The sequence below is a fragment of the Verrucosispora sp. WMMC514 genome (genome assembly GCF_027497295.1).
Classification (GTDB): Bacteria; Actinomycetota; Actinomycetes; order Mycobacteriales; family Micromonosporaceae; genus Micromonospora; species Micromonospora palythoicola.
Genome location: NZ_CP114906.1, coordinates 6,081,930 through 6,101,839 on the forward strand (window position 1 = coordinate 6,081,930; position 19,910 = coordinate 6,101,839).

Sequence of the window (19,910 nt, forward strand, 5' to 3'; positions counted from 1 at the left end):
GCACCGGCCCGCGAACCGGCGGGGGTACCACACAGATGAGGTTCGCGTTGCGGCGTGCCCGGGCCACGAGGGGCCTGCTGCTGGCCGCTGCCGGGGCGGCGCTGGTGGCCACCGTCGCGCTCACCGGTCTGGCCGCGTACAACCGCGACGTCGTCGACTCCGGCACCCGCAACGTGCTGGCGGCGGCCACCGCCGAGGAACGGTCGGTGCTGGTCCGCGCGTCCGCCGGAGGTACCGACGCGGGGCTGCGGGACCGGGACGGCGCTTTGCGGCAGCGGGTCGAAGCCGACCTGGCCGGTCTGCCGGCGCGGGTCAGCGCCGCCGGGTACGCGGCTGGCCGGCAGTTGCGCGGCGACACCGGTGACGCTGTCGCCGACCGCAGCGGAGTCACCTACGCGTCGGTGATGTTCCTCGACGATCTGCCCGCGCACGCCCGGTTGACCTCCGGCACGTGGCCGCGGACCGGGGCCGATCCGGTGCAGACCGCGATCGGCGCGGCCGCGGCGACGACGCTGCGGGTGGGGGTCGGCGACCGCGTCCCGATCACCGACGGGCTCACCGGGCGGGTCACCGAGGTCGTCGTGACGGGCGTGTTCAGCCCCGTGGACCCGGACGCCGCGTACTGGCGGCTGGCGCCGGAGACGAGCACCGGCTCGCTGTCGCAGGCGGCCACCTACGGCCCGATGACGGTGTCCCGGGACGACTTCGCCACCCACTTCCTGGCCAACGCCTCCGCCGGCTGGCTTGTCGAACCCGACCTGGCCGGGATCGGTCCGGCCGCCCTGGACCGGCTCGCCGACGCCGCCGCCCGCATCACCACGAGCAGTGCGGCCGACGCCGGCCTCGGCGACTCCGCGGTGGTCAGCGGTGACCTGGTGGATCTGGTGCGACGACTACGCCAGGCCACCCTCGTCGGCCGGTCCGCCCTGGTCACACCGATGCTGCTGGTGGTGGTGCTCGGCGGGTACGCGCTGCTGCTCGTGGCGATCCTGCTCACCGAGCACCGCCGGGGTGAGACCGCGCTGCTGCGGGCCCGGGGCGCCGCCCGCTGGCAGGTAGCCGGGTTGACCGCCCGGGAGGCCACCCTGGTGGTGTTGCCGGCCGTGGTCCTCGCCCCACCGCTCGTCGTGGAGCTGCTGGGGCTGGCCGACCGGCTGCCCGGCCTCGCCGCCGTCTCGCTACGGCCGGACGGGGCCGACCCGGCGGTGTGGCTGGTGGCCGCGATCGCGGCCGCGGGCTGCGCGGCCGCGATGATCGGCCCGAGTCTGCGCCGAGGCGACAGTTACGTCGCCGACCTGGCCAGCCGGTCCCGGCCGAGCCGGCGGGGCGTGGTGCAGCGGGCCGGTCTGGACGTCCTGCTCGTCGGCCTGGCCCTGCTCAGCTGGTACCAGCTGAGCAGGTACTCGTCGCCGCTGTCCCGGTCCCGGGGCGGCGAGCTGGGGGTCGATCCGCTGCTGGCGGCCGCGCCGACGCTCGGTGTGCTGGCCGGGGCGGTGCTCGCGTTGCGGCTGCTGCCGCCGCTGGTGCGGCTGACGGAACGCTGGGTGGACCGCCGGCCCTGGACCGCCGTGCTGCTCGGCACCTGGCAGGCCGGTCGGCGCCCGCACGCCGGGCCGGTGCTGCTGCTCGCCCTCGCCGTGGCGGTCGGCACCCTGGCCTGGTCCCTCGCCGGGACAGCGCAACGGTCCCTCGACGACCAGGCCGCGCACCGGGTCGGCGCCGACCTGCGGCTGACCGAGACCACCGGCGCCGCCCCGGACGGCCGCGCCGACCAACTCGCCGACCTGCCGGGTACCCGGGCGGTCCTGCCCGCCTGGCGGGAGCCGGTACGGCTCGGCGCCGGCGCCGAACCGGCGACCATGGTGGCGGTGGACGCCGGTGCCGCGGACGGGGTGCTGCGGTTGCGGTCCGACCTGGCCGGCGGATCCACCGGCCGGCTGCTCGGCGGCCTCGCGGACGCGCGGGTGCCGGCACCGGCGACGGTGTTGCCGACCGGCACCCGGTGGCTGACCGGTCAGCTGCGTACCCGGGGCGTCGTCGACGTCGGCACGGGTGGGCCCATCCGCCATGAGGTCGTGCTCAGCGACGCCCGGGGCGAACACCGCCGGCTGGTCCTGGGCTCGACCGGCTGGGACGGCCAGCCGCTACGGTTCTCCGTCGAACTGCCGGCCGGCGACGGGCAGTGGCGGCTGGCCGGCTTCACCACCGAGACCCGCGGTGGCCCACGGCTGAGCCTCGACTGGCGGTTGTCGGACCTGCGGGCCAGCCCGGACACCAGCGCCGGCACCCCGGTCGATCTGGGGGCGGACGGACCGTGGCAGGTGGTCGACCGGGCGGGCACCGCCACCGCGTCCACCGGCGCCGGCGCCACCCTGTCCGGCCGCTACGCACGTGACATGCCGGTGAGCTGGAATGCCCCGGACACCCCGGTGCAGTTGGCCGTCACCCGGCCGGCCGGCACGAACCCGGTGCCGGTGGTCGCCACCGCGGCGGCGCTGGACATGCTGCACGTCGACGTCGGGACGCAGACCCGGCTGTTCCTCGGCGGCGCCGAGGTCGATGTCGTCGTGGTCGACCGGGTCACGGCTCTGCCCGGTGACGTCGAGGACGCCGCGTTGCTTGTCGACCTGCCGTCGTTGCGTGGCCGGCTGTTCCACGCACACGGCATCGTCCGCGCGCCGCAGGAGTGGTGGGTGGCCGCCCAGCCCGGCGCGGCGGCACAGGTGGCCGGGGTAGCCGCCGCGCTCCACGGTCTGACCGCGCTGGATCGCCGGGACGTCGCCGACCAGTTGGCTCGCGACCCGTTCGGTGTGGGTGCCCGTGGTGCCCTCTTCGTCGCCGCCCTCGCGGCGGTGCTGCTGGCCGCAGTGGGGGTGGCCGTGGACGTCAGCGCCACGGCGCGGCGCCGGGCCGGCGAACTGGCCGTGTTGCACACCCTCGGCGCGGGTCACCGCCTGGTGGCCCGGTCGCTGCTGGCCGAGCAGTCGTTGCTCGCCGGCATGGGTGTGCTGGTGGGGTTGGCCGTGGGCATCGGTGTGGCGGCGACGATGGCCCCGCTTGTCATCCTCACCCCGGCGGCGGACCGCCCCGATCCGCCGCCGCTGCTGAGCGTCGACTGGGTGCCGGTGCTGGGCACCGGCGTCGGACTGCTGGCGCTGGCGCTGGCGTTCAGCGCCGCGGTGTCGGTGAACGTGCGGCGACGACTCACCGCCGCACACCTTCGTGCCGGGGAGTCCCAGTGAGCGCGAGGAGTGCAGCGCAGCGGAGCCCCGCAGTCGCGAACGAAAGGCTGGTCCCGTGAGCGCGAGGAGTGAGCTTGCGAGCCCCGCAGTCGCGAACGAAAGGCCAGCACCGTGAGCGCGAGGAGTGCAGCGCAGCGGAGCCCCGCAGTCGCGAACGAAAGGCTGGTCCCGTGAGCGCGAGACGGATCCGGGCGTACGGCGGTCAGGTGGGCCTGTTGGCGGTGCTGGGGTTGGTGGCGGCGCTGCTGCTGACCGCCGCACCCCGGCTGACCGGGGAGTACGCCGACCGGGGGTTGCGCGCGGACGTGGCCCGGCTGCCGCACCTGGTGCGGGACGTGTCGCTGGCCGGGCCGCGGTCCGCGCCGGCCGCGGCCGGGCAGGCCGATCTGGACCGTTACGCCGCCGAGTTGCCGCGGCCGCTGCCCGGCCTGGTGGAGCGCCGGTGGTACGCGGCGTCGTTGGACGAGGAGCAACTGTTCGCCGTCGGCGACGAGCCGCCGATGGACGGTGGTGCCCGCAAGCTGTTCGGCCTGCGCGCCCAGACCGGTGTCGCGGAGGCGGCCGAGCTGACCGCCGGACGCTGGCCCCGCACCCGTCCGGGCGGCCCGGCTGAGGTGGTGGTGTCGGGGGCGGTGGCCGAGACGCTGTCCCTGCGCGCCGGCCAGCGGCTGCGGTTCGCCGGACGCGACGGTCAGGCGGACGCGCGCGTCGTCGGGGTGTTCGAGCCGCGCGACGCCGGTGACCCGGTCTGGGACGACCTGGGCTACGCGCTGGAGCCGGTGGTCCCGGTGCTGGACGGCGAGCCGTACGTCGTGGCGGGGGTCACCGACTGGGCCGGGGTGGACGTCGTCGCCGCCGGCAGTGGTGTCGCGGCCGTCAGCGGTTGGCGGTACCGCCTCGACGAGCAGCGGCTGAACGCGGCGGGGCTGGAGTCGGTGACGGCGGCGGTGGCCGAGGCCCGACGCATGTCGTGGAGTTCGGGCGCGACGGTGCAGACGTCGCTGGACGGCGCGTTGTCGCGGTTCGCCGGGCAGTTGCGCGCCGTGCAGGCCCTGCTCGCGGTGGTGCAGGCGGGGCTGGTCGCCAGCCTGCTCGGTTTGATCGTGCTGGCGGCGCGGTTGACGGTGCTGCGGCGACGTGACGAGTTCGCCCTGCTGCGGGCCCGGGGCGCCGCCCTGAGCGCCGTCGGGCTGCGGGCCCTGGCCGAGTCGGCGCCGGTGCAGCCGTTGGCGGTGCTCGTCGGTTGGTTCGTCGGCAGCCGCGTGCCGGGGCACGACGGGGGGTTCCCCTGGGCGGTGCTGGCGTTGGCGGTGCTCACCACCGCGGTGGTGCCGGTGCTGGCGATGTATTCGCAGCGGCGGGTCGGGGTGGTCGGCGGGCGTGCCGATGTGGCGTGGCGTCGTCCGTCGGCGCGGCGGCTGACGGTCGAGGCGGGTGTGCTGGTGCTGGCCGTGCTCGGGGTGGTGTTGCTGCGCCGGCGTGGTCTCGACCCGGGTGCCGGTGTCGACGCGTACCTCAGTTCGGTGCCGGTGCTGGTCGCGGTCGCCGCCGCGTTGGTGGCGGTGCGGCTGGTGCCGTGGCCGCTGCGGGCGGCCGGTCGGTTGGCCGCGCGGGCCCGGGGTGCGGTGCTGTTTCTCGGTGTGGCCCGCGCCGCACGGGGCGCGCCGGTGGCGTTGGGTCCGCTGGCGGTGCTGATCGTCGCGGTCAGCACCGGGGTGTTCGGCGGGGTGGTCACCTCCACCGTCTCGGCGGCTCGGGACCGGGCGGCCACGTTGACGGTGCCGGCGGACGCCTGGCTGACCGGGTACACCTTCTCCCCCGACGCGCAGGACGCGTTGTCCGGGGTGGCCGGGGTGTCGGCGGTGGCTCGGGTGTGGGTGGACTCGAACCGGCGGCTGGTGCCGCAGGCGGGGTCGCCGGCGCGGCAGATCGGCACGGCCCGGGTGCTGGTGGTGGACGCTCCGGCCTTCGCGGAGGTGGTGGCGCGCAGCGGTGTCGAGGTGGACGTGCCGGCGGCCCTGCGGGCGGCCGCGCGGGGTGACGGGCCGGTGCCGGCGGTGGTGTCGGCGGCGGTGGCCAGGCAGGTCGGTGACCAGGCAGCGGTGGACGTGCAGGGCAGGTGGTACGAGTTCCGGGTCGCCGAGGTGGCCGAGGCCTTCCCGGGTGTGGGGTTGGGCACCGAACGGTTCGTGGTGCTTCCGTGGCAGGCGCTTCCGGAGTACGAGTACACGCCGATCATCCCGAACCGCTATCTGGTGGCCGGTGACGACATCGACGAGGCGGACCTGCTGGGGGTGGCCGACGACGCGCAGCGGCGGCGGCAGTCGGCGGTGCTCGGCGTGGCGGTGACGCGGACGCAGGTGCCGGCGTCGTTGCAGACCTGGCGGGGGTACCGCGAGGACCTGGACCGCACCGGCGCCAACGACGTGCTGACCCTGGCGTTCACCGCCGGCGCGGCCGGCGGCACCGCGCTGGCGGTGCTGGCCGTCGGGTTCGCGGTGGTCGCCGACGCCGCCGGGCGGGGCCGGATGCTGTCCCGGCTGCGCACCCTGGGCCTGTCCGCCGGCCGTGGCCGGCGGCTGCTGATGTACGAGCTGGTGCCGCTGGTCCTGGTCGCGGCGCTGACCGGGGCGGCGGTGGGTGCGGCCCTGCCCCGGATCCTGGGGCCGACGCTCGGGCTGTCCGCGTTCGTGCCCGACGTGCCGGTCCGCGATCACCTGGATCCGTTGGTGCTGGCTTCGGTGCTGGGGCTGGTGGTCCTGGGCCTGGCGACCGGGCTGGTGGTGGAGAACCTGATGAACCGGCGGATGCGCCTCGGTGAGGTGCTGCGGCTGGGAGAGGAGAACCCGTGACGATGGTGTCTGATGGTCCCGACCTGGCGACGCTGCAACGACGGGCGGCGGAGCGGGCCGCCGCGCGGGCCGGTGGCGCCGACCGGCTGCGTGGACACATCGTCTGCGACGGGCTGGTACGCATCTTCACCAGCGAGGGGGTGGAGGTCGTCGCGTTGCAGGGCCTCGATCTGGTCGTGGACCGTGGTGAGCTCGTCGCCATCGTGGGCGCGTCCGGCTCCGGCAAGTCGACGGTGCTGAACATCCTGTCCGGGCTGGACACCCCGACCGCGGGCATCGCCCGGGTGGCCGGGTACGACCTGCTGACCATGTCGGCGGCCAAGCGGCTGCGGTACCGGCGGCACACCGTCGGGTTCGTGTGGCAGCAGACCGCACGCAACCTGCTGCCGTACCTGACCGCCCGGGAGAACGTGGAGTTGCCGATGCGGCTGGCGCGCCGGGGTGGGCGGGCCGCGCGGCGGCGGGCGGCGGAGCTGCTGGAGATGGTCGGCGTCGGCTACTGCGCGGACCGTCGGCCGGGGCAGATGAGCGGCGGCGAACAGCAGCGCTGTGCCGTCGCGGTGGCGGTGGCCAACGACCCGGAGGTGCTCTTCGCCGATGAGCCGACCGGTGAGCTGGACGAGGCGACGGCCGGGGAGGTCTTCGCCGCGCTGCGCACCATCAACGCCGAGCTGGGGGTGACCGTGGTGGTGGTGACCCATGACCCGCAGGTCGCCTCGCAGGTGCGCCGGACCGTGTCGATCCGCGACGGCCGCACCGCCTCGGAGGTGCACCGCACCGCGCGGGTCGGCGCCGACGGCGTCGAGGAGTTGGTGACCGAGGAGTACGCGGTGCTGGACCGGGCCGGGCGGATGCAGCTGCCGGCGGGTTTCGTCGACGCGTTGGCGTTGCGCGACCGGGTGCGGTTGACCCTGGAGCCGGACCACGTGCAGGTCCGTCCCGGTGACGAGAGGAGTGCGCGGTGAGCGAGCAGGAGCTGATCCGGGTCGAGGGGCTCAGCCGCGACTACGGCGGTGGTGACCGGGTCGTCCATGCGCTGCGGGAGGTGTCGTTTCGGGCCGGTCGCGGTGAGCTGGTCGCGGTGCGAGGCCGGTCCGGGGCGGGCAAGACCACGTTGCTGAACCTGATCGGTGGCCTGGACCGACCCACCTCGGGGCGGGTGTGGGTGGCCGGGCAGGAGGTGACGGCGGCCAGCGAGAAGGAGCTGCTGCGGCTGCGTCGGGACACCATCGGGTTCGTGTTCCAGTCCTTCGGGCTGGTGCCGATCCTGTCCGCGGCGGAGAACGTGGGGGTGCCGATGCGGTTGGCGAAGGTGCCGGCGGCGGATCGTGAGCAGCGCGTGTCGGTGCTGCTGGAACTGGTCGGGTTGGGTGGGCACGCCGCGCAGCGGCCGTACGAGATGTCCGGCGGCCAGCAGCAGCGGGTGGCGATCGCCCGGTCGTTGGCCAACGATCCGGCGCTGCTGATCGCCGACGAGCCGACCGGCCAGTTGGACTCGGAGACCGGCCGGGCGGTGATGGACCTGCTGCGGGCGGTGGTGCGTGCCCGGGGGATGACGGCCCTGGTCGCCACGCACGACCCGACGCTCGTGGAGTTGGCCGACCGGGTGCTGGTGCTGCGTGACGGCCGGCTGGTCGAAGCGACCGAGCCGGTTCCGGCATGACCGTCAGTACGGGTCGCCGCAGACGCGCCAGCCACCGTCCTCCCGTACCACCGACAGGTCCCGTTGTTCGGTGCTGCCGCTGTCGCGGGTCAGCAGCACGGTGACCTTGCCGTGGGGTCGGCCGCCGCGGGTGGCCACGGACACGTCCACGATCTCGTAGTCGCGCACCACCGGCGGGGTGCGTACCCAGCTGGTGAAGCCGAGTTCGCTCCACCGGGTACGCGCGTCGGCGCAGAGCCGCTCGTAGGCGCTGCCGGTGTCACCCGTGGTGACCTCGCGCAGGAATCCCTCGGCGGTCTGGCGCACCGGGGCGGCGGCCTGGGTGACCAGTTGCAGGTTCCAGGCGCCCAGGCCGGCGACCCCGACACAGCACAGCGCCGTCCCGGCCGCGGCGACGACGAGGCCGACCCGCATCGGGTGGCGTCGCCGGGCCGGTCTGCTCCACGGCTGCGCAGCGCCCACACCAGTCGACGGTAGAGAATCGGCCGCCGCGGCGGGCGGAAAAGGGGACGTGGCCGGGCGGGGCGGCTACCGCGTCCCGTCCGGCCACGCCCTGGGCAGGTCGTCGATCAGGGCTTGATCTCCTTGCGGCCGTTGCCGGTCGCACTGATGGTGACCCGGCGGGGCTTGGCCCGCTCGGCCACCGGGATTCGCAGCGTCAACACGCCGTTGTCGTAGCCGGCTTCGAGCTTGTCGGTGTCGAGGGTGTCGCCGAGGAACAGCTGGCGGCTGAAGACGCCCATCGGGCGCTCGGCGGCGACGAGTTCGACGTTGTCGCCGGCGGGACGGCGCCGCTCGGCGCGCACGGTCAGCACGTTGCGCTGCACCGTGCAGTCGATGCTCTCCGGGTCGACTCCGGGCAGGTCGAAGGCGGCGTAGAAGAAGTCGCCGTCGCGGTAGGCGTCCATGTGCATGACGGCCGGGCGGCTGGTGCTGCCGAAGAACTGCTCGGCGAGCCGGTCGATCTCACGGAACGGGTCGGTACGCATCAGCATCGTGTGCCTCCTCGGTTCTCCTGGCCGAAGGTCCCTAGTTGAGTCCAGTCGACTCAACTTCCACTTCCTATTTAGCGCGCCCAGCCGCCACCCGTCAAGTCGTCCGGCGCGTGGTCAGTGACCGCGCTTCGGCAGCAGGGCGACCAGGGCGGCCGGTACCGCCAGGTGCATCAGACCAAGGGCGATCTTGGCTCCGCCGGTGGCATCGACCTGGAACAGTGGCACGAACGACAACAGCGTCACCACCACCACCAGACCGAACCAGATGGTGGTGGCCCGTCGCCCGGCGAACCGCTCCAGCACGGCCAGCGCCGCCCAGCCCAGCAGGGCCGAACCGAGGGAGACGACGACGACCGGAACGAGGTTGACCACCACCTCGGGTTGCCCCGGGCTGCGGACCGCGTAGTCGACGCCGCCGAGCGCGCCGACGAGCCAGATCGCGACGCAGGTCGCGACGGCCACCAGCGGGCCGAGGGCGCGACGGCGCAGGGAGGTGGCGGTGCTGACGGAATGCGCGGCGGTGCTGCTCATGGACCACTCCTCAAAACAAGGGGATACCCGAGCAGCGACCGTATCAGATAATCCCGTACGAGACTATCTGATGCGGAACAATGTGCGGGCTCGCCAGCGCGAGGGATCCTCAGCAGACGGAGCCGGCCACTCCGGACGTGTGGGCACCGGAGAGCCGCTCGTCCACCAGCCGGCGGATGGCCCGGAGGAACACCTCGCGTTCGGCCTCCGGCAGTGTCGCGAGCACATCCGTTTCGAGGCGGGCGGCGACCTGCCGGGCCTGGTCGAGCACCCGCTCCCCCTGGGGTGTCACCTCGACCAGCCGGGCTCGGCGATCGCTCGGCGCGGGCACGCGTCGGGCCAGTCCGTTGGCCTCCAACTGGTCCAGGGTCACCACCATGGTGGTCTTGTCCACGCCGCACAACTCGCCGATCTGGCGCTGGGTCAGGTCACCACCGCGGGCGCGCAGCAGCACCCCGTACGCCCTGGGCGAGATCCCCAACTCGGCCAGGCCGGCGGCGTGTTCCGCGCGCAGCGCATGACTGGCCCAGCTGAGCAGGAACATCAGGTCAGACGGACGACCCGGCGACGGGGATTCCATACACCGAGGCTAACAAGATCCTCCGGATCGGGATCATCACCCGCCCGCCGGCCGGCGGGCGGTGTCCGACCTGGTGGAAGCCGCTGCGGCGAGCGTCGCACGGGTGCGGACGTCGGTGGGCCGACAGCCGGCGGCACCGGAGTGCGTCACCAGGGGTGACCGGCGGGCGCGCGGATCGCCACGACGGACGCGGCACGCGGGTTAGGGTGCTGCGATGGGTACCCATACCGCCGCGGTCGAGGCGCTCAAGACCGACCCGCGCACCGCCTCACTGCGCCGATCGCTCGAGGTCTACTACGGCAACCCGGACCGGGACGCGGCGATGGACGCCTTCTACGCCCGCTTCGTCGGCCCCGGCGACCTGGTCTTCGACATCGGGTCGCACGTCGGGGACCACATCGGCACCTTCCGTCGGCTCGGCGCCCGGGTCATCGCCGTCGAGCCACAACCGCTGTGCCTGCGGGCGTTGCGCGCCATCTACGCCGACGACGACCAGGTCACCCTGATCGAGGCGGCCTGCGGCGCCCAACCCGGCCGGATCGGTTTCCTGGTCAACTCGGCCAACCCCACCGTCTCCACCGCCTCCACCGACTTCGTCACCGCCGCCACCGGCGCGGGTGGCTGGGAGGACCAGGTCTGGGACGGCCAGATCGAGGTACCGGTGACCACCGTCGACACGCTGATCGCCGAACACGGCACGCCGGCCTTCGTCAAGATCGACGTCGAGGGCTTCGAGGACGCCGTGCTCGCCGGGCTGAGCCATCCCCTGCCCGCCCTGTCCTTCGAGTTCACCACGATCGGACGGGCGGTCGCGGTGCGCTGCCTGGACCGTGTCGCCGCGCTCGGCTTCGACGGCTTCGACGTGGCCCTCGGCGACGACAAGACACTGACCCTCGGGCGCTGGGTCGATGCCGAGGCGATGGCCGCGCACCTGCTCGCGCTGCCGCACGAGGCCAACTCCGGCGACGTGTACTGCGTCCGCACAACGCGCGGCTGACCGGCGGGTCAGCCGCGGCGGCGGGCCCGGGCCGCCCAGATGGCGTACGCCGGATCCCGGTCCAGGTTGTGCCGGTCCCGGTCGTAACGCCGGGTGGTACGCGGATCGGCGTGGCCCATCGCGTCCTGCACGTCCTCCAGCGGCACCCCCTCGGACCGGGCGGTGGTGGCGAAGGCGTGCCGCAGCGAGTGCGGTGACAGCCGGGCCCACGCGGCGATCCCGGCGCTCCGGGCGAGCCGCCGGACCAGCCGGAACACCGAGTGCCGGTCGAGCCGGGCACCGCTGGCGGTGACCAGCAGCGGGCCGGTCAACTCCGCCACCGGCACCCGCTGCGCGGCGGCCCGCTCGGCCAGGTACGCGTCGACGGCGTACGCCGTGCCCGGGGTCAACGCCCGGCGGCGCGACCGCCCACCCTTGCCGACGAAGCGCACGCTGCGGTGTCCCCGCTCGGCGCCCAGGTCGTCCAGGTTCAGCGACACCAGCTCCCCCACCCGCAGTCCCAGATCGGCGAGCAGCGCGACCGCGGCCCGGTTGCGGGCGGCGGTCGGCCCGGTCTCGGCCTCGGCCACCGCGAGCAGCGCGTCCACCTCGTCGGGCGCCAGACCGACCGTGGCCGAGTGGTCCCGGTCGACCCGGGGCCGGTCGGCGCCGGCCACCGGGTTCAGCTCCACCGCCCGCAGCTTGACCAGGAAGTCGTACCAGCTCGACAGCGCGGACAGCTTCCGGGCCACCGTCGCCGGGGTCAACGGACGGCCGGTCCGGGCGGCGACGGTGCTCTCCAACGCCCGCCCGTACTCGTTGACGTGCAGGAAGTTCGCCCGCAGCGGGTCCAGCCCCCGGGCGGCGCACCAGGCCAGCCAGCCGGCGACGTCCCGGCGGTACGCGTCACGGGTGTGCTCGCTCAACCGTCGGTTGCGCAACCACGCGTCGGTGACGGCCATCGGTCCGTCGGGCAGGGCCGGATAGGCCGACGGGCGGTACTGCACCGGAGTGTCGTGCGGACGCATGTGAAAAATGCTCTCAGTCCTGTGATGAGTAGACGATCAGGCGCGCCGACACATCATGATCGGCCGGACGGTACATCGCGTCGCACCCGACCCCTACGCTGGCCCGGTGCTGTCTCAGGTCACCGGTCTGTCCCGACACTTCACCGAGGACACCCTGCGGGCGTATCTGCTCGCCCGCTCGACACGGGCTGGCAACGGATGCCTGATCGTGCGCGGATACGGCGGCCGGCGCGGCGGGTACCAGAAACTCGCCGGACGGGCCTGGGCGCACATCGCGGCGTACGTGGTGTTCGTCGGCGGCTACGACCCCACCCTCGAAGTCCGCCACGACTGCGGCGCACCGGACTGCATCGAGCCGACCCATCTGCGCCAGCTCAGCCATGCGGACAACTGCCGGGAACGGACCCAGCGGCCACGCTGCCGCAACGGGCACGACCGGGAGACCGATCCGGCGACGGGGCGCTACCGGCGGGTCTGCCGGACCTGCAACCGGCTGGCGCAGCAACGCTGGCGGGAGCGTCAGGCGGCGGAGGTCGCCGCAGCCCGTGCGGCGTACGGGCGAACACCCTGCTGACCCGGCCGTCCCCGCCGCCTGCCGGGGCGGTGACGGCCGCGCCTGTCGCACCAGGTTGGCTCCGCGGCCGGGCGGGTCGAGTGGGTCCCGCCCGGCCGCTTGCGTCAGTCCCCGGCCGTCACCGTGAAGGTGAACCCGGTACTCCGCGGACGGCGCAACGGAATGTCGCACTTGATCCGACGCAGTACCTCGCCCCTGCTGAGGCCGAGCCCGTGCGCGATGAGCCGCTCCGGACGCACCGGAACCGGATCGTCGAAGGCGACCGCCACCTGGACCGGCCACGTCTGGTCGGGCCCCTCCGACGGGGTGTGCAGCCGCCACGCCCCCGTCCAGTCGAGAGCGAACCGGTTGCGGCGGGCCAACTGCGGATCCAACAGCCGGGACGCCACAAGTGCCGGATCGTTGAGGCGGTATCCGCGCAACTCCGCCGGATCGAAGGATCTGACCGGGGTGCGTTCGTACACGGTGAGCTTGCTGGTCCGGTCGCAGGACACGCAGCGGACCAGCAGCCACACGTCGAGCAGTTTGTGGTTGGCGTTGACGCGGAACCTGCCGGGACCGGTGGTGGCCGACCCCGACGGGCAGTCCACGCAGCGCAGCGACAGCAGCGGCAGCCTGGTCCGACGCACGACCCAGGGCAGCACGATATGAGGTTGTGAAGACATGATTGCTCCGAAAGACCTGACCCGAGGCCGATTGAGCGCGGCCTCACACGCGGTACGACCGGGCGCACAGACGCAGCCCGGCAGAGCCGACGGGAGCGTCGGCCACCAGTGAGCGGTGAATGTCAGGTCTAGAGAGCAGGTGGGGTCACGCGGTTAGTCCTCTGTCCTCACTGCCGCGGGTCGCAGGCAACCTACGGGGACGACAAGGAGGGCTCAACCGAATTCGACGGTCGTCGGTTGGTCGGTGCGGGCCGGCGGCGACGGTGGCACCGAGTGTCTCCATCGGGGCCCGGCTCCACCAGGTCCTCAACCCCGGCGCGCGCCGGAACAGCAGGTACGGCCCGACGCCCTTGGCCTGCTGTCCGCCAGGCCCGCGCGGCAGCAGCACGCGGGTACGGGCGTCGCCGTCCCCGAGTGCACCGCCGACCAGAAGTACCTGATCTCTCTGAACGGGCTCGTTGCGATGCTTGCCGCTATCGATCCCTTTCCTGCCCCACTGCCCGCATGCCGATGGCGGCGAAGAGGCATGTGGTGCTCACAGCGGCCAGCAAGACGTGATACCCGCCGTGCACTAGGAGCATGGCGGCAAGCAGGGGTGCGGCGGCCTTGGCCGCGGTAACCGGTGCGGCGAGTCGTCCGGCGATGGTGGCGTAGGCGGTGGTGCCGTAGCTCTCGGCGAGGAGGGCGGGGGCGGCGAGGCTGGCGATGCCGAAGCCGAGCCCGAATCCGGTGACGGTGACCAGGGCACCCACCCTGTTGCCCGCGGTGAGGGGCATGGCGAGGACGGCGGCGGCCTGGATGGCGAACACCGTGGCGACGATGGTGGTGACCGGAAGCCGGCGGCGGGCGCCGGTGAGGACGAGTCGTCCGGTGACGGACAGGACGCCGAGGAGGCCGGCGGCGGTGGCGGCGAAGGCGGCGGGGTGGCCGCGGCTGATGAGGTAGCCGACGAGGTGGACGCCGATTGTGCTGGTGGTGGCACCGTGGGCGGTGAGGGTGGCGGCGAGGATCCAGAACCGGGGGTCGCGCATCGCCGCGCGCGAGGCGATGCGACGCGAGGTGTGATCCGGTCGCCCCGCGGGCCTGGAAGTCCTGACACGCGGCGGCTTACGGATGGCGAGGGCGTGCAGCGGTACGGTCACGACGCCGTGGACGGCGGCGAGCGTGAGCAGCGCGCCGCGCCAGCCAAACTGCGCGACGAGCAGGCCGGTGAGCGGCATGAATATGGTGCTGGCGAACCCGGCGACGATGGTGACAGCGAGCAGCGCCTTGGGTCGTCGGTCGGCGGTGAACCAGGAGACGATGACGGCGAAGGCGGGTTCGTAGAGGACCAGTGCGCCGGCGACGCCTATGCCGATCATGACGGCGTAGAGCTGCGCGGTGGTCTGGACCTGGGACCAGGCGATCAGGAGGACGGTGGCGGTGATCGAGCCAGTGGTCATGAGGGCGCGTCCGCCGTGCCGGTCGAGCCACCGGCCGACGGGGACGGCCATCAGGGCGCCGGCGAGGACGCTGGCGGTCAGCGCCCCGGTGACCGCCGTGGTGGAGGCATCGAGGCTGGCGGCCATGGGGTTGAGAAGGACAGCGTAGGCGTAGTAGAGGGTGCCGTAGCCAACAGTGGAGGTGATGGCGAGGGCGGCGACGATTCGCCACCCGTGGCGCCCGCCGACCCGACGGTCGGCGAGCGCCATCGTGGTGGTCATCAGCCGTCGGTGCCGGTGGAGTCGGCGGGGTTGCTGTTGCAGACCCCCGTCTCGGGCAGGTCGAGCTGTACGTCCCGGGCCGCCTGCCAGTCGCCGGCGAGTGCGGCGACGATGGAGCGGACCTGCTCGTAGCCGGTGGCCATGAGGAACGTCGGCGCGCGGCCGTAGCTCTTCATCCCGACGGCGAAGTAGCCGACCTCCGGGTGGGCGAGTTGGTCTACGCCGTGCGGGGGCACCGTGCCGCAGGAGTGCTCGTTCGGGTCGATCAGCGGGGCGAGCGCGCGGGTGGCCCCCATGACCGGGTCGAGGTCCAGACGCAGCTCGGCTGCGATGGAGTGGTCGGGGCGGAAACCGGTGGCGGCGACGATCCGATCCACCACAGTCGACTGCTCACCACCGTCAGCGTGCCGGACCACCACGGCGACCCTGCCGTCTGCCGGAGTGAGCGCGTGCACGGAGAAGCCACTGAGCAACCGGATCCGACCGGCGTCGACGTGCTCTCGCAGCCGGGAACCGAGCGCCCCGCGGGCGGGCAACGCGTCAGCGTCGCCGCCACCGTAGGTACGGGCCGGGCTGGCCGAGCGGATCGCCCAGGTCACCTCCGTGCCCGGCTCCTCGGTGGCCAGCTTCGCCAGGGAGAGCAGCGTGTTCGCGGCCGAGTGGCCGGCGCCGACGACGAGGACGTGCCGGCCGGCGAAGCGGTCCCGGTCGGCGCCGAGCACGTCGGGCAGGGCGTGCTCCAGGTACGCGGCCACGTTCTTCTCGCCTCGCCCGGGGAGGCCGGAGGCGCCGAGGACGTTGGGGGTGCCCCAGGTTCCGGAGGCGTCGATGACCGCGCGGGCCAGCAGCTCGTCGCCGTCGGCGAGGCGGATCAGGAACGGCGTGTGCTCGCGGCCGGCAGTGCGCAGCCGGTCCAGGCCGAGGCGGCTGATCGCCTCCACCCGCGCGTCGTAGCGCAGGTGCGGCTTGAGCTCCGGCAGTTGCGAGAGGGGCTGGAGGTAGTCGGCGACCAGCTCTGCTCCGGTGGGCAGGGCGTCCTCGGCCGGGGCGATCCAGCCGGCGTCGTCGAGCAGCCGGCGGGCAGCCCGGTCGACGTTGTACCGCCACGGGGAGAACACCCGCACGTGCCCCCACTGCCGCACCGCTGCGCCAGCGGTGTCACCGGCCTCCAGAACAAGAAAGGGCAGGCCACGCTCGTGCAGATGGGCGGCGGCGGCCAGACCCACCGGGCCCGCGCCGATCACCACGACGGGCAGCTCGTTCGGGATGCTCATCGAACAACTCCTCTGTGTTGAAACTGTCGAATCAAGAACGTGCAGTTGTGTTGGCGCGGATGGGACTGAAGGGGTTCAGGTGATGACGGGGCTGCGGCGCTCGCAGCACGACGTGGCGCCGCCGCCCCTGGTGCCGACCGACCCGCTCGCGGATGCCGATGACAGGGACCCGGCGCGCTGGTGCAGGACGAGGCTGCGGTGTCATCCGGGAAGACTCCGCCTGGTCGAGCACGACCATGCGGGGGCCGGGCCCGCCGACCTCCACGCCAGGGGGTCCGACGCGAGGATCACGATGGTGGCGGCCATCCGGTCGGCGCTGACCTGATCGAGCAGGTCCGTGAGATCGGTGCGGGTGTTCATGAGCAGCATCCCCGTCCGGCGGCGACGGCGTCGGCCTTCGCCTGCGTGTCGCAGCAGGAGCCGGCGGCCTCGGCTGCCTGGCGGGTGCCGCAGCACGGGTCGTCGGTGGCGCCGACCGGCGGGAGGCTTCCGCCTGCGGCCTGGGCGGGGCTGCCGCAGCAGGCGCTGGAGCCGGTGACCTGCAGGGCGGCGGTGGGGTCGCCGGTGACGCTCGTGTTCTCGCTCATGTCGGCCCTCTCATTCCTTCGAAACGCCTGTCTTGACGTTTATCAAATCAGAGACTTGCACGCTGATTAGAGGGATGTCAACCTAGAGGCATGTCGAATCAACAGGCCTCGCTTCCGGTCATCGACCTCAACGCCGACGCGCCGTGCTGCCCCCCACTGGCGCAGAGCCCGGTCCCAGCCGAGACGGCCGCGGTGCTCGCGCCCGCGTTCAAGGCCCTCGGTGACCCGGTGCGGCTGCAGTTGACGTCGATGATCGCCTCAGCCGAGGGCGGGGAGGTTTGCGTGTGCGACCTGACGCCGGCGTTCGACTGACCGGGCCGACGATCTCGCACCACCTCAAGACGCTGCGCGAGGCGGGCCTGGTGGACGCCGAGCGGCGGGGCACCTGGGTCTACTACCGGGCTCGACCGCAGATCCTGCGCCAGCTCGCCGCCCTGCTGTCGATCGAGGCGGCGCCCCGAGCCTGACCACGCTCCCCTACCACCGCCGCCCACTGTCTGTGGCTTGGTCCGTCCACAGCAGCTTCTGGCGGAACACGCGGGGACGGTGTGCGGCGAGTGCGGCCATGACGTGCACGGCGTCGCGTCCCACGCCGCGCAGGGTGTTCGAGGCGAAGGAACGCTGGAACTCCAGGCCCAGGTAGACCAGGCCTGGATGGGTGGTGGAGACTCCGCCGACCTGCTGGGGCACGCCGCGGTCGAGAGTGGCGAGGGGTGCGAGGTAGGCGAGGTCCGACCGGTAACCGGTGGCGAAGATGACCGCGTCGACCGCTTCGTGCCTCCCGTCGCTCCAGACGACGCCATCGGGGGTGAAGCGGGTGAACATGTCTTTCCGGGCAAGTTCGCCTGAGATGACGGCGTCGCGGTAGCGGCCGGTGTCGAGCACGGTGGCATGGTGGATGAGACGGGTGACGACCGCGCGCGGCAGCCGGTCGGCGCCGGTGACGCGCAGCCAGTGGTGCAGATCCCGGCCCCGGATGCGCTGCGGTAGAAACCGGACTGGTTCGCGGGTCGCCAGGGTCACCCGGGCGTGCACGGTGAGCTCGTAGGCGACCTGGACGGCGGAGTTGCCGGCTCCCACGATCACGACCCGCTTGCCGGTATACGCGTCGGCGCGGTGATAGTGGGCGACGTGCCGCAGGTCCCCGCCGTACTCGTCCCGCCCAGGCAGGGTCGGCATGTACGGGTTGCCGAAGGAGCCGGTGGCGGCGACGACCCCGCGCCCGGCCAACTCGTCGCCCGTGTCGGTGCGGACGAGATAGCCCCCACCCGGGCGCGTGTGCACGGCGACGGCGCGGGTGCGGGTGCGGGTCTCGATGTCGAGGGAGTCCGCGTAGCGGCGGAGGTAGGCGACCACATCGTCACGGCGGGGGTAACGGTCCGGGTCGCCGTCGAAGGGCATACCGGGCAGGGCGCTGTAACGGGCGGGTGAAAAGAGTGTGAGGCTGTCGTAGTAGCGCGGCCACGAGCCTACCGGCTCGGCCCCGTCGTGCAGGACGACGGGTCGCAGACCGGCGTCCAAGGCGCTGCGGGCGGCGGCGAGACCGGACTGGCCGCCGCCAATGACGATCACAGGATCAGCTCTGTCCTCGTCGCAATCATATTGTCATTTCGCTTAATGACAATATGATTGCGACGAGGAAAGGTGTGACCATGAGCCAGACCGCCGACCAGCCGACCGGTCCGCAGAGCGTCCCCGCGCCAGGTCTCACGCCGCAGGCGCAGGAGTTCCTCAAGGCTCTCGGCAGTCCCACCCGACAGCGGATCATGATCCTGTTCGCCGGTGGCGCCGAGATGTCCGTAGGCGAGGTGGCCGAGCGGGTCGGCATCAGCCAGGCCACTGCGTCGCAACAGTTGACCCTGCTGCGACGCGGCGGTGTGGTCACCTCGCGACGGGACGGCAAGACCGTGTTCTACCGGGCCGACCGCGACGGCGTCCTCGCCTCCCTGGCTGATTTGCAGTCCTACCTGGCGACCTGCTGCTGACCAGCTCGCCACGATGGCAGCAGGTCGAGGCGAGCCCGCGCGGACGCAGGACAACTGCGGGATCGATGTGCAGTTGCTCGTCGCCAACTTCAGCCCGACACGTTCAACTCCATGTCAAATGCCTGCTGGCGCCCCGTGGCGGCACCAGTGACATCGAGAGGTCGCTCGACAGGACCAGCCGGCCGTCTACAACAGCCTGAGCGCTTACGCACCTTAACAGTCATTATGATGCACGCACGTAATGTCCGATTGCTCCACAGTAATTATCGGATTCGTGTAAACGGAAATTCGATAAATCACGAGGAGAGTGCCGCGACAATCCGTGGGATAGAGGATCGAGTCACCGGCGGCGGCTCGGATCCGAGTCGCCGCCAGGAACCGGTCCGGCGATCTGGCGACGCGTGGCGCGGCGGAAACGGCGCGGGGCCCGAGCCGACTGGTGTCAGGGCCGGGCGAGGGTGGCGACGAGCGCCGCACGCGGGTTGACCAACCACTGCCCGGCGACGTGCACGGTGGGGACGGTTTCGTTGCCGTCGGCCACCGCCCGTACCGCTGCCGCTGCGGCCGGGTCCGCCCAGATGTCGACCTCGGTGAAGGCGAGCTTGCGCCGCTTGAGGCTACGGCGCAGCAGGTAGCAGTAGGGGCAGCCAGGCCGGCTGTAGACGGTGATCGGCAACTGCTCCCCGGCGGTGGTGTTCATGGGCGGTCCTGTCTGGTCTCGGCGAATCGGTCGGCTCGTTGGTGGTCGACCTGCTCAGGGGACGTGCCGCGCCGGACGCGCGGCGTTGCCGTCACCTGGCCCGGCGACGGAACCAGGAACGCCGACGTGGTGCCGGCGACTGGGCGGCAGGTGCCGACGGTGGGGCGTTTCGCCGTTGCTCCTGCCAGCGGCGCACCACCGCGTCGGCGTCCACCGGGCGCACCACCACCCGGGGGCCGGACGGATTACGTAGCCAGGCCAGCACCTCGGCGTTGAGATCGGCCACGACCGCCCGCACCGCCTGCTCGGTGGGCAGATCCCGGACCTCGTCGGGTAGTTGCTCGATGCGACGACGCAGCAGCAACGGGGTGGGCAGCAACAGGTTGGTCGGAACCTGTTCGCGCTCCAGGAAACTCTTGATCCACCAGGACTCGTCGTAGGGCAGACCCCGACCGGCGATCGGCTTGCCCGCACCGGGCAGGTTGTCGAACTCGCCGCGTTCCTGCGCCGCCCGGATCTGCGCCTCGATCGACGCCTCCCACCGCATCTCCACCC

19 protein-coding genes and 1 pseudogene are annotated in these 19,910 nt (G+C 72.8%); 8 read left to right on the forward strand and 12 right to left on the reverse strand.

The window, feature by feature from the left end:
- Nucleotides 1-35: 35 nt before the first annotated feature.
- From O7597_RS28230 to O7597_RS28245, 4 genes are all read left to right on the forward strand, one after another.
- Nucleotides 36-3,242: an FtsX-like permease family protein gene (locus O7597_RS28230; RefSeq protein WP_281581243.1), complete on the forward strand. Its 3,207-nt coding sequence runs from the start codon at nucleotides 36-38 to the stop codon at nucleotides 3,240-3,242.
- A 170-nt stretch (nucleotides 3,243-3,412) separates the two neighbouring features.
- Complete coding sequence (locus O7597_RS28235) at nucleotides 3,413-6,094, forward strand: FtsX-like permease family protein (protein ID WP_281581244.1); 2,682 nt, start codon at nucleotides 3,413-3,415, stop codon at nucleotides 6,092-6,094.
- A gap of 2 nt (nucleotides 6,095-6,096) precedes the next feature.
- Nucleotides 6,097-7,059 carry an ABC transporter ATP-binding protein gene (locus tag O7597_RS28240; protein ID WP_281583335.1) on the forward strand — a complete coding sequence of 321 codons (963 nt, stop codon included), beginning with the start codon at nucleotides 6,097-6,099 and terminating at the stop codon, nucleotides 7,057-7,059.
- Complete coding sequence (locus O7597_RS28245; protein ID WP_269741735.1) at nucleotides 7,056-7,757, forward strand: ABC transporter ATP-binding protein; 702 nt, start codon at nucleotides 7,056-7,058, stop codon at nucleotides 7,755-7,757. The genes O7597_RS28240 and O7597_RS28245 overlap by 4 nt, the downstream gene beginning before the upstream one ends.
- Before the next feature lie 3 nt (nucleotides 7,758-7,760).
- Here O7597_RS28245 and O7597_RS28250 read toward each other — a convergent pair whose 3' ends face one another.
- The 4 genes from O7597_RS28250 to O7597_RS28265 all read right to left on the reverse strand — a co-directional run bounded on the left by O7597_RS28250 (nucleotide 7,761) and on the right by O7597_RS28265 (nucleotide 9,863).
- Nucleotides 7,761-8,219, reverse strand: coding sequence for a hypothetical protein (locus O7597_RS28250; protein ID WP_269741736.1), 459 nt, complete (start codon nucleotides 8,217-8,219; stop codon nucleotides 7,761-7,763).
- A gap of 107 nt (nucleotides 8,220-8,326) precedes the next feature.
- Nucleotides 8,327-8,752: an Hsp20/alpha crystallin family protein gene (locus tag O7597_RS28255; protein WP_164449863.1), complete on the reverse strand. Its 426-nt coding sequence runs from the start codon at nucleotides 8,750-8,752 to the stop codon at nucleotides 8,327-8,329.
- 114 nt (nucleotides 8,753-8,866) lie between these two features.
- The gene (locus tag O7597_RS28260; protein ID WP_269741737.1) at nucleotides 8,867-9,283 is read right to left on the reverse strand and encodes a DUF6069 family protein; all 417 of its coding nucleotides are present in this window, start codon (nucleotides 9,281-9,283) and stop codon (nucleotides 8,867-8,869) included.
- 109 nt (nucleotides 9,284-9,392) lie between these two features.
- Entirely contained in the window at nucleotides 9,393-9,863 is a 471-nt protein-coding gene (locus tag O7597_RS28265) for a MarR family transcriptional regulator (protein WP_269741738.1), read from the reverse strand.
- 214 nt (nucleotides 9,864-10,077) lie between these two features.
- Between O7597_RS28265 and O7597_RS28270 the strand changes: the two genes are divergently transcribed.
- Entirely contained in the window at nucleotides 10,078-10,860 is a 783-nt protein-coding gene (locus tag O7597_RS28270) for an FkbM family methyltransferase (protein ID WP_281581245.1), read from the forward strand.
- 8 nt (nucleotides 10,861-10,868) lie between these two features.
- Here the strand turns inward: O7597_RS28270 and O7597_RS28275 are convergent, their stop codons facing one another.
- Entirely contained in the window at nucleotides 10,869-11,867 is a 999-nt protein-coding gene (locus tag O7597_RS28275; RefSeq protein ID WP_281581246.1) for a tyrosine-type recombinase/integrase, read from the reverse strand.
- Nucleotides 11,868-11,973: 106 nt separating this feature from the next.
- On the opposite strand from O7597_RS28275, the gene O7597_RS28280 reads away from it, so the two are divergent.
- Nucleotides 11,974-12,441 (forward strand): HNH endonuclease, encoded by a 468-nt coding sequence (locus O7597_RS28280; RefSeq protein WP_281581247.1) that lies wholly within the window; start codon nucleotides 11,974-11,976, stop codon nucleotides 12,439-12,441.
- A 104-nt stretch (nucleotides 12,442-12,545) separates the two neighbouring features.
- Here O7597_RS28280 and O7597_RS28285 read toward each other — a convergent pair whose 3' ends face one another.
- From O7597_RS28285 to O7597_RS28300, 4 genes are all read right to left on the reverse strand, one after another.
- A complete protein-coding gene (locus tag O7597_RS28285; protein ID WP_281581248.1) occupies nucleotides 12,546-13,085 on the reverse strand; it encodes a DUF1062 domain-containing protein in 540 nt (179 codons plus the stop codon).
- A gap of 494 nt (nucleotides 13,086-13,579) precedes the next feature.
- A complete protein-coding gene (locus tag O7597_RS28290) occupies nucleotides 13,580-14,809 on the reverse strand; it encodes an MFS transporter (RefSeq protein ID WP_281581249.1) in 1,230 nt (409 codons plus the stop codon).
- The gene (locus O7597_RS28295; RefSeq protein WP_281581250.1) at nucleotides 14,809-16,083 is read right to left on the reverse strand and encodes an FAD-dependent oxidoreductase; all 1,275 of its coding nucleotides are present in this window, start codon (nucleotides 16,081-16,083) and stop codon (nucleotides 14,809-14,811) included. Before O7597_RS28295 ends, O7597_RS28290 begins: the two co-directional genes overlap by 1 nt.
- A gap of 356 nt (nucleotides 16,084-16,439) precedes the next feature.
- Nucleotides 16,440-16,670 carry a hypothetical protein gene (locus O7597_RS28300; protein ID WP_281581251.1) on the reverse strand — a complete coding sequence of 77 codons (231 nt, stop codon included), beginning with the start codon at nucleotides 16,668-16,670 and terminating at the stop codon, nucleotides 16,440-16,442.
- Between the two features lie 90 nt (nucleotides 16,671-16,760).
- On the opposite strand from O7597_RS28300, the pseudogene O7597_RS28305 reads away from it, so the two are divergent.
- A pseudogene (locus O7597_RS28305) lies at nucleotides 16,761-17,137 on the forward strand (metalloregulator ArsR/SmtB family transcription factor).
- Nucleotides 17,138-17,147: 10 nt separating this feature from the next.
- On the opposite strand, the gene O7597_RS28310 reads toward O7597_RS28305, so the two are convergent.
- On the reverse strand, nucleotides 17,148-18,242 hold the full coding sequence (locus tag O7597_RS28310; protein WP_281581252.1) for an NAD(P)/FAD-dependent oxidoreductase: 1,095 nt from the start codon (nucleotides 18,240-18,242) through the stop codon (nucleotides 17,148-17,150).
- Nucleotides 18,243-18,322: 80 nt separating this feature from the next.
- On the opposite strand from O7597_RS28310, the gene O7597_RS28315 reads away from it, so the two are divergent.
- Nucleotides 18,323-18,655 carry a metalloregulator ArsR/SmtB family transcription factor gene (locus tag O7597_RS28315; protein WP_269741747.1) on the forward strand — a complete coding sequence of 111 codons (333 nt, stop codon included), beginning with the start codon at nucleotides 18,323-18,325 and terminating at the stop codon, nucleotides 18,653-18,655.
- 442 nt (nucleotides 18,656-19,097) lie between these two features.
- Here O7597_RS28315 and O7597_RS28320 read toward each other — a convergent pair whose 3' ends face one another.
- A complete protein-coding gene (locus O7597_RS28320) occupies nucleotides 19,098-19,355 on the reverse strand; it encodes a glutaredoxin domain-containing protein (RefSeq protein ID WP_269741748.1) in 258 nt (85 codons plus the stop codon).
- Nucleotides 19,356-19,446: 91 nt separating this feature from the next.
- Nucleotides 19,447-19,902, reverse strand: a complete 456-nt coding sequence (locus O7597_RS28325; RefSeq protein WP_281583336.1) for a DUF1992 domain-containing protein — start codon at nucleotides 19,900-19,902, stop codon at nucleotides 19,447-19,449.
- Nucleotides 19,903-19,910: the final 8 nt, after the last annotated feature.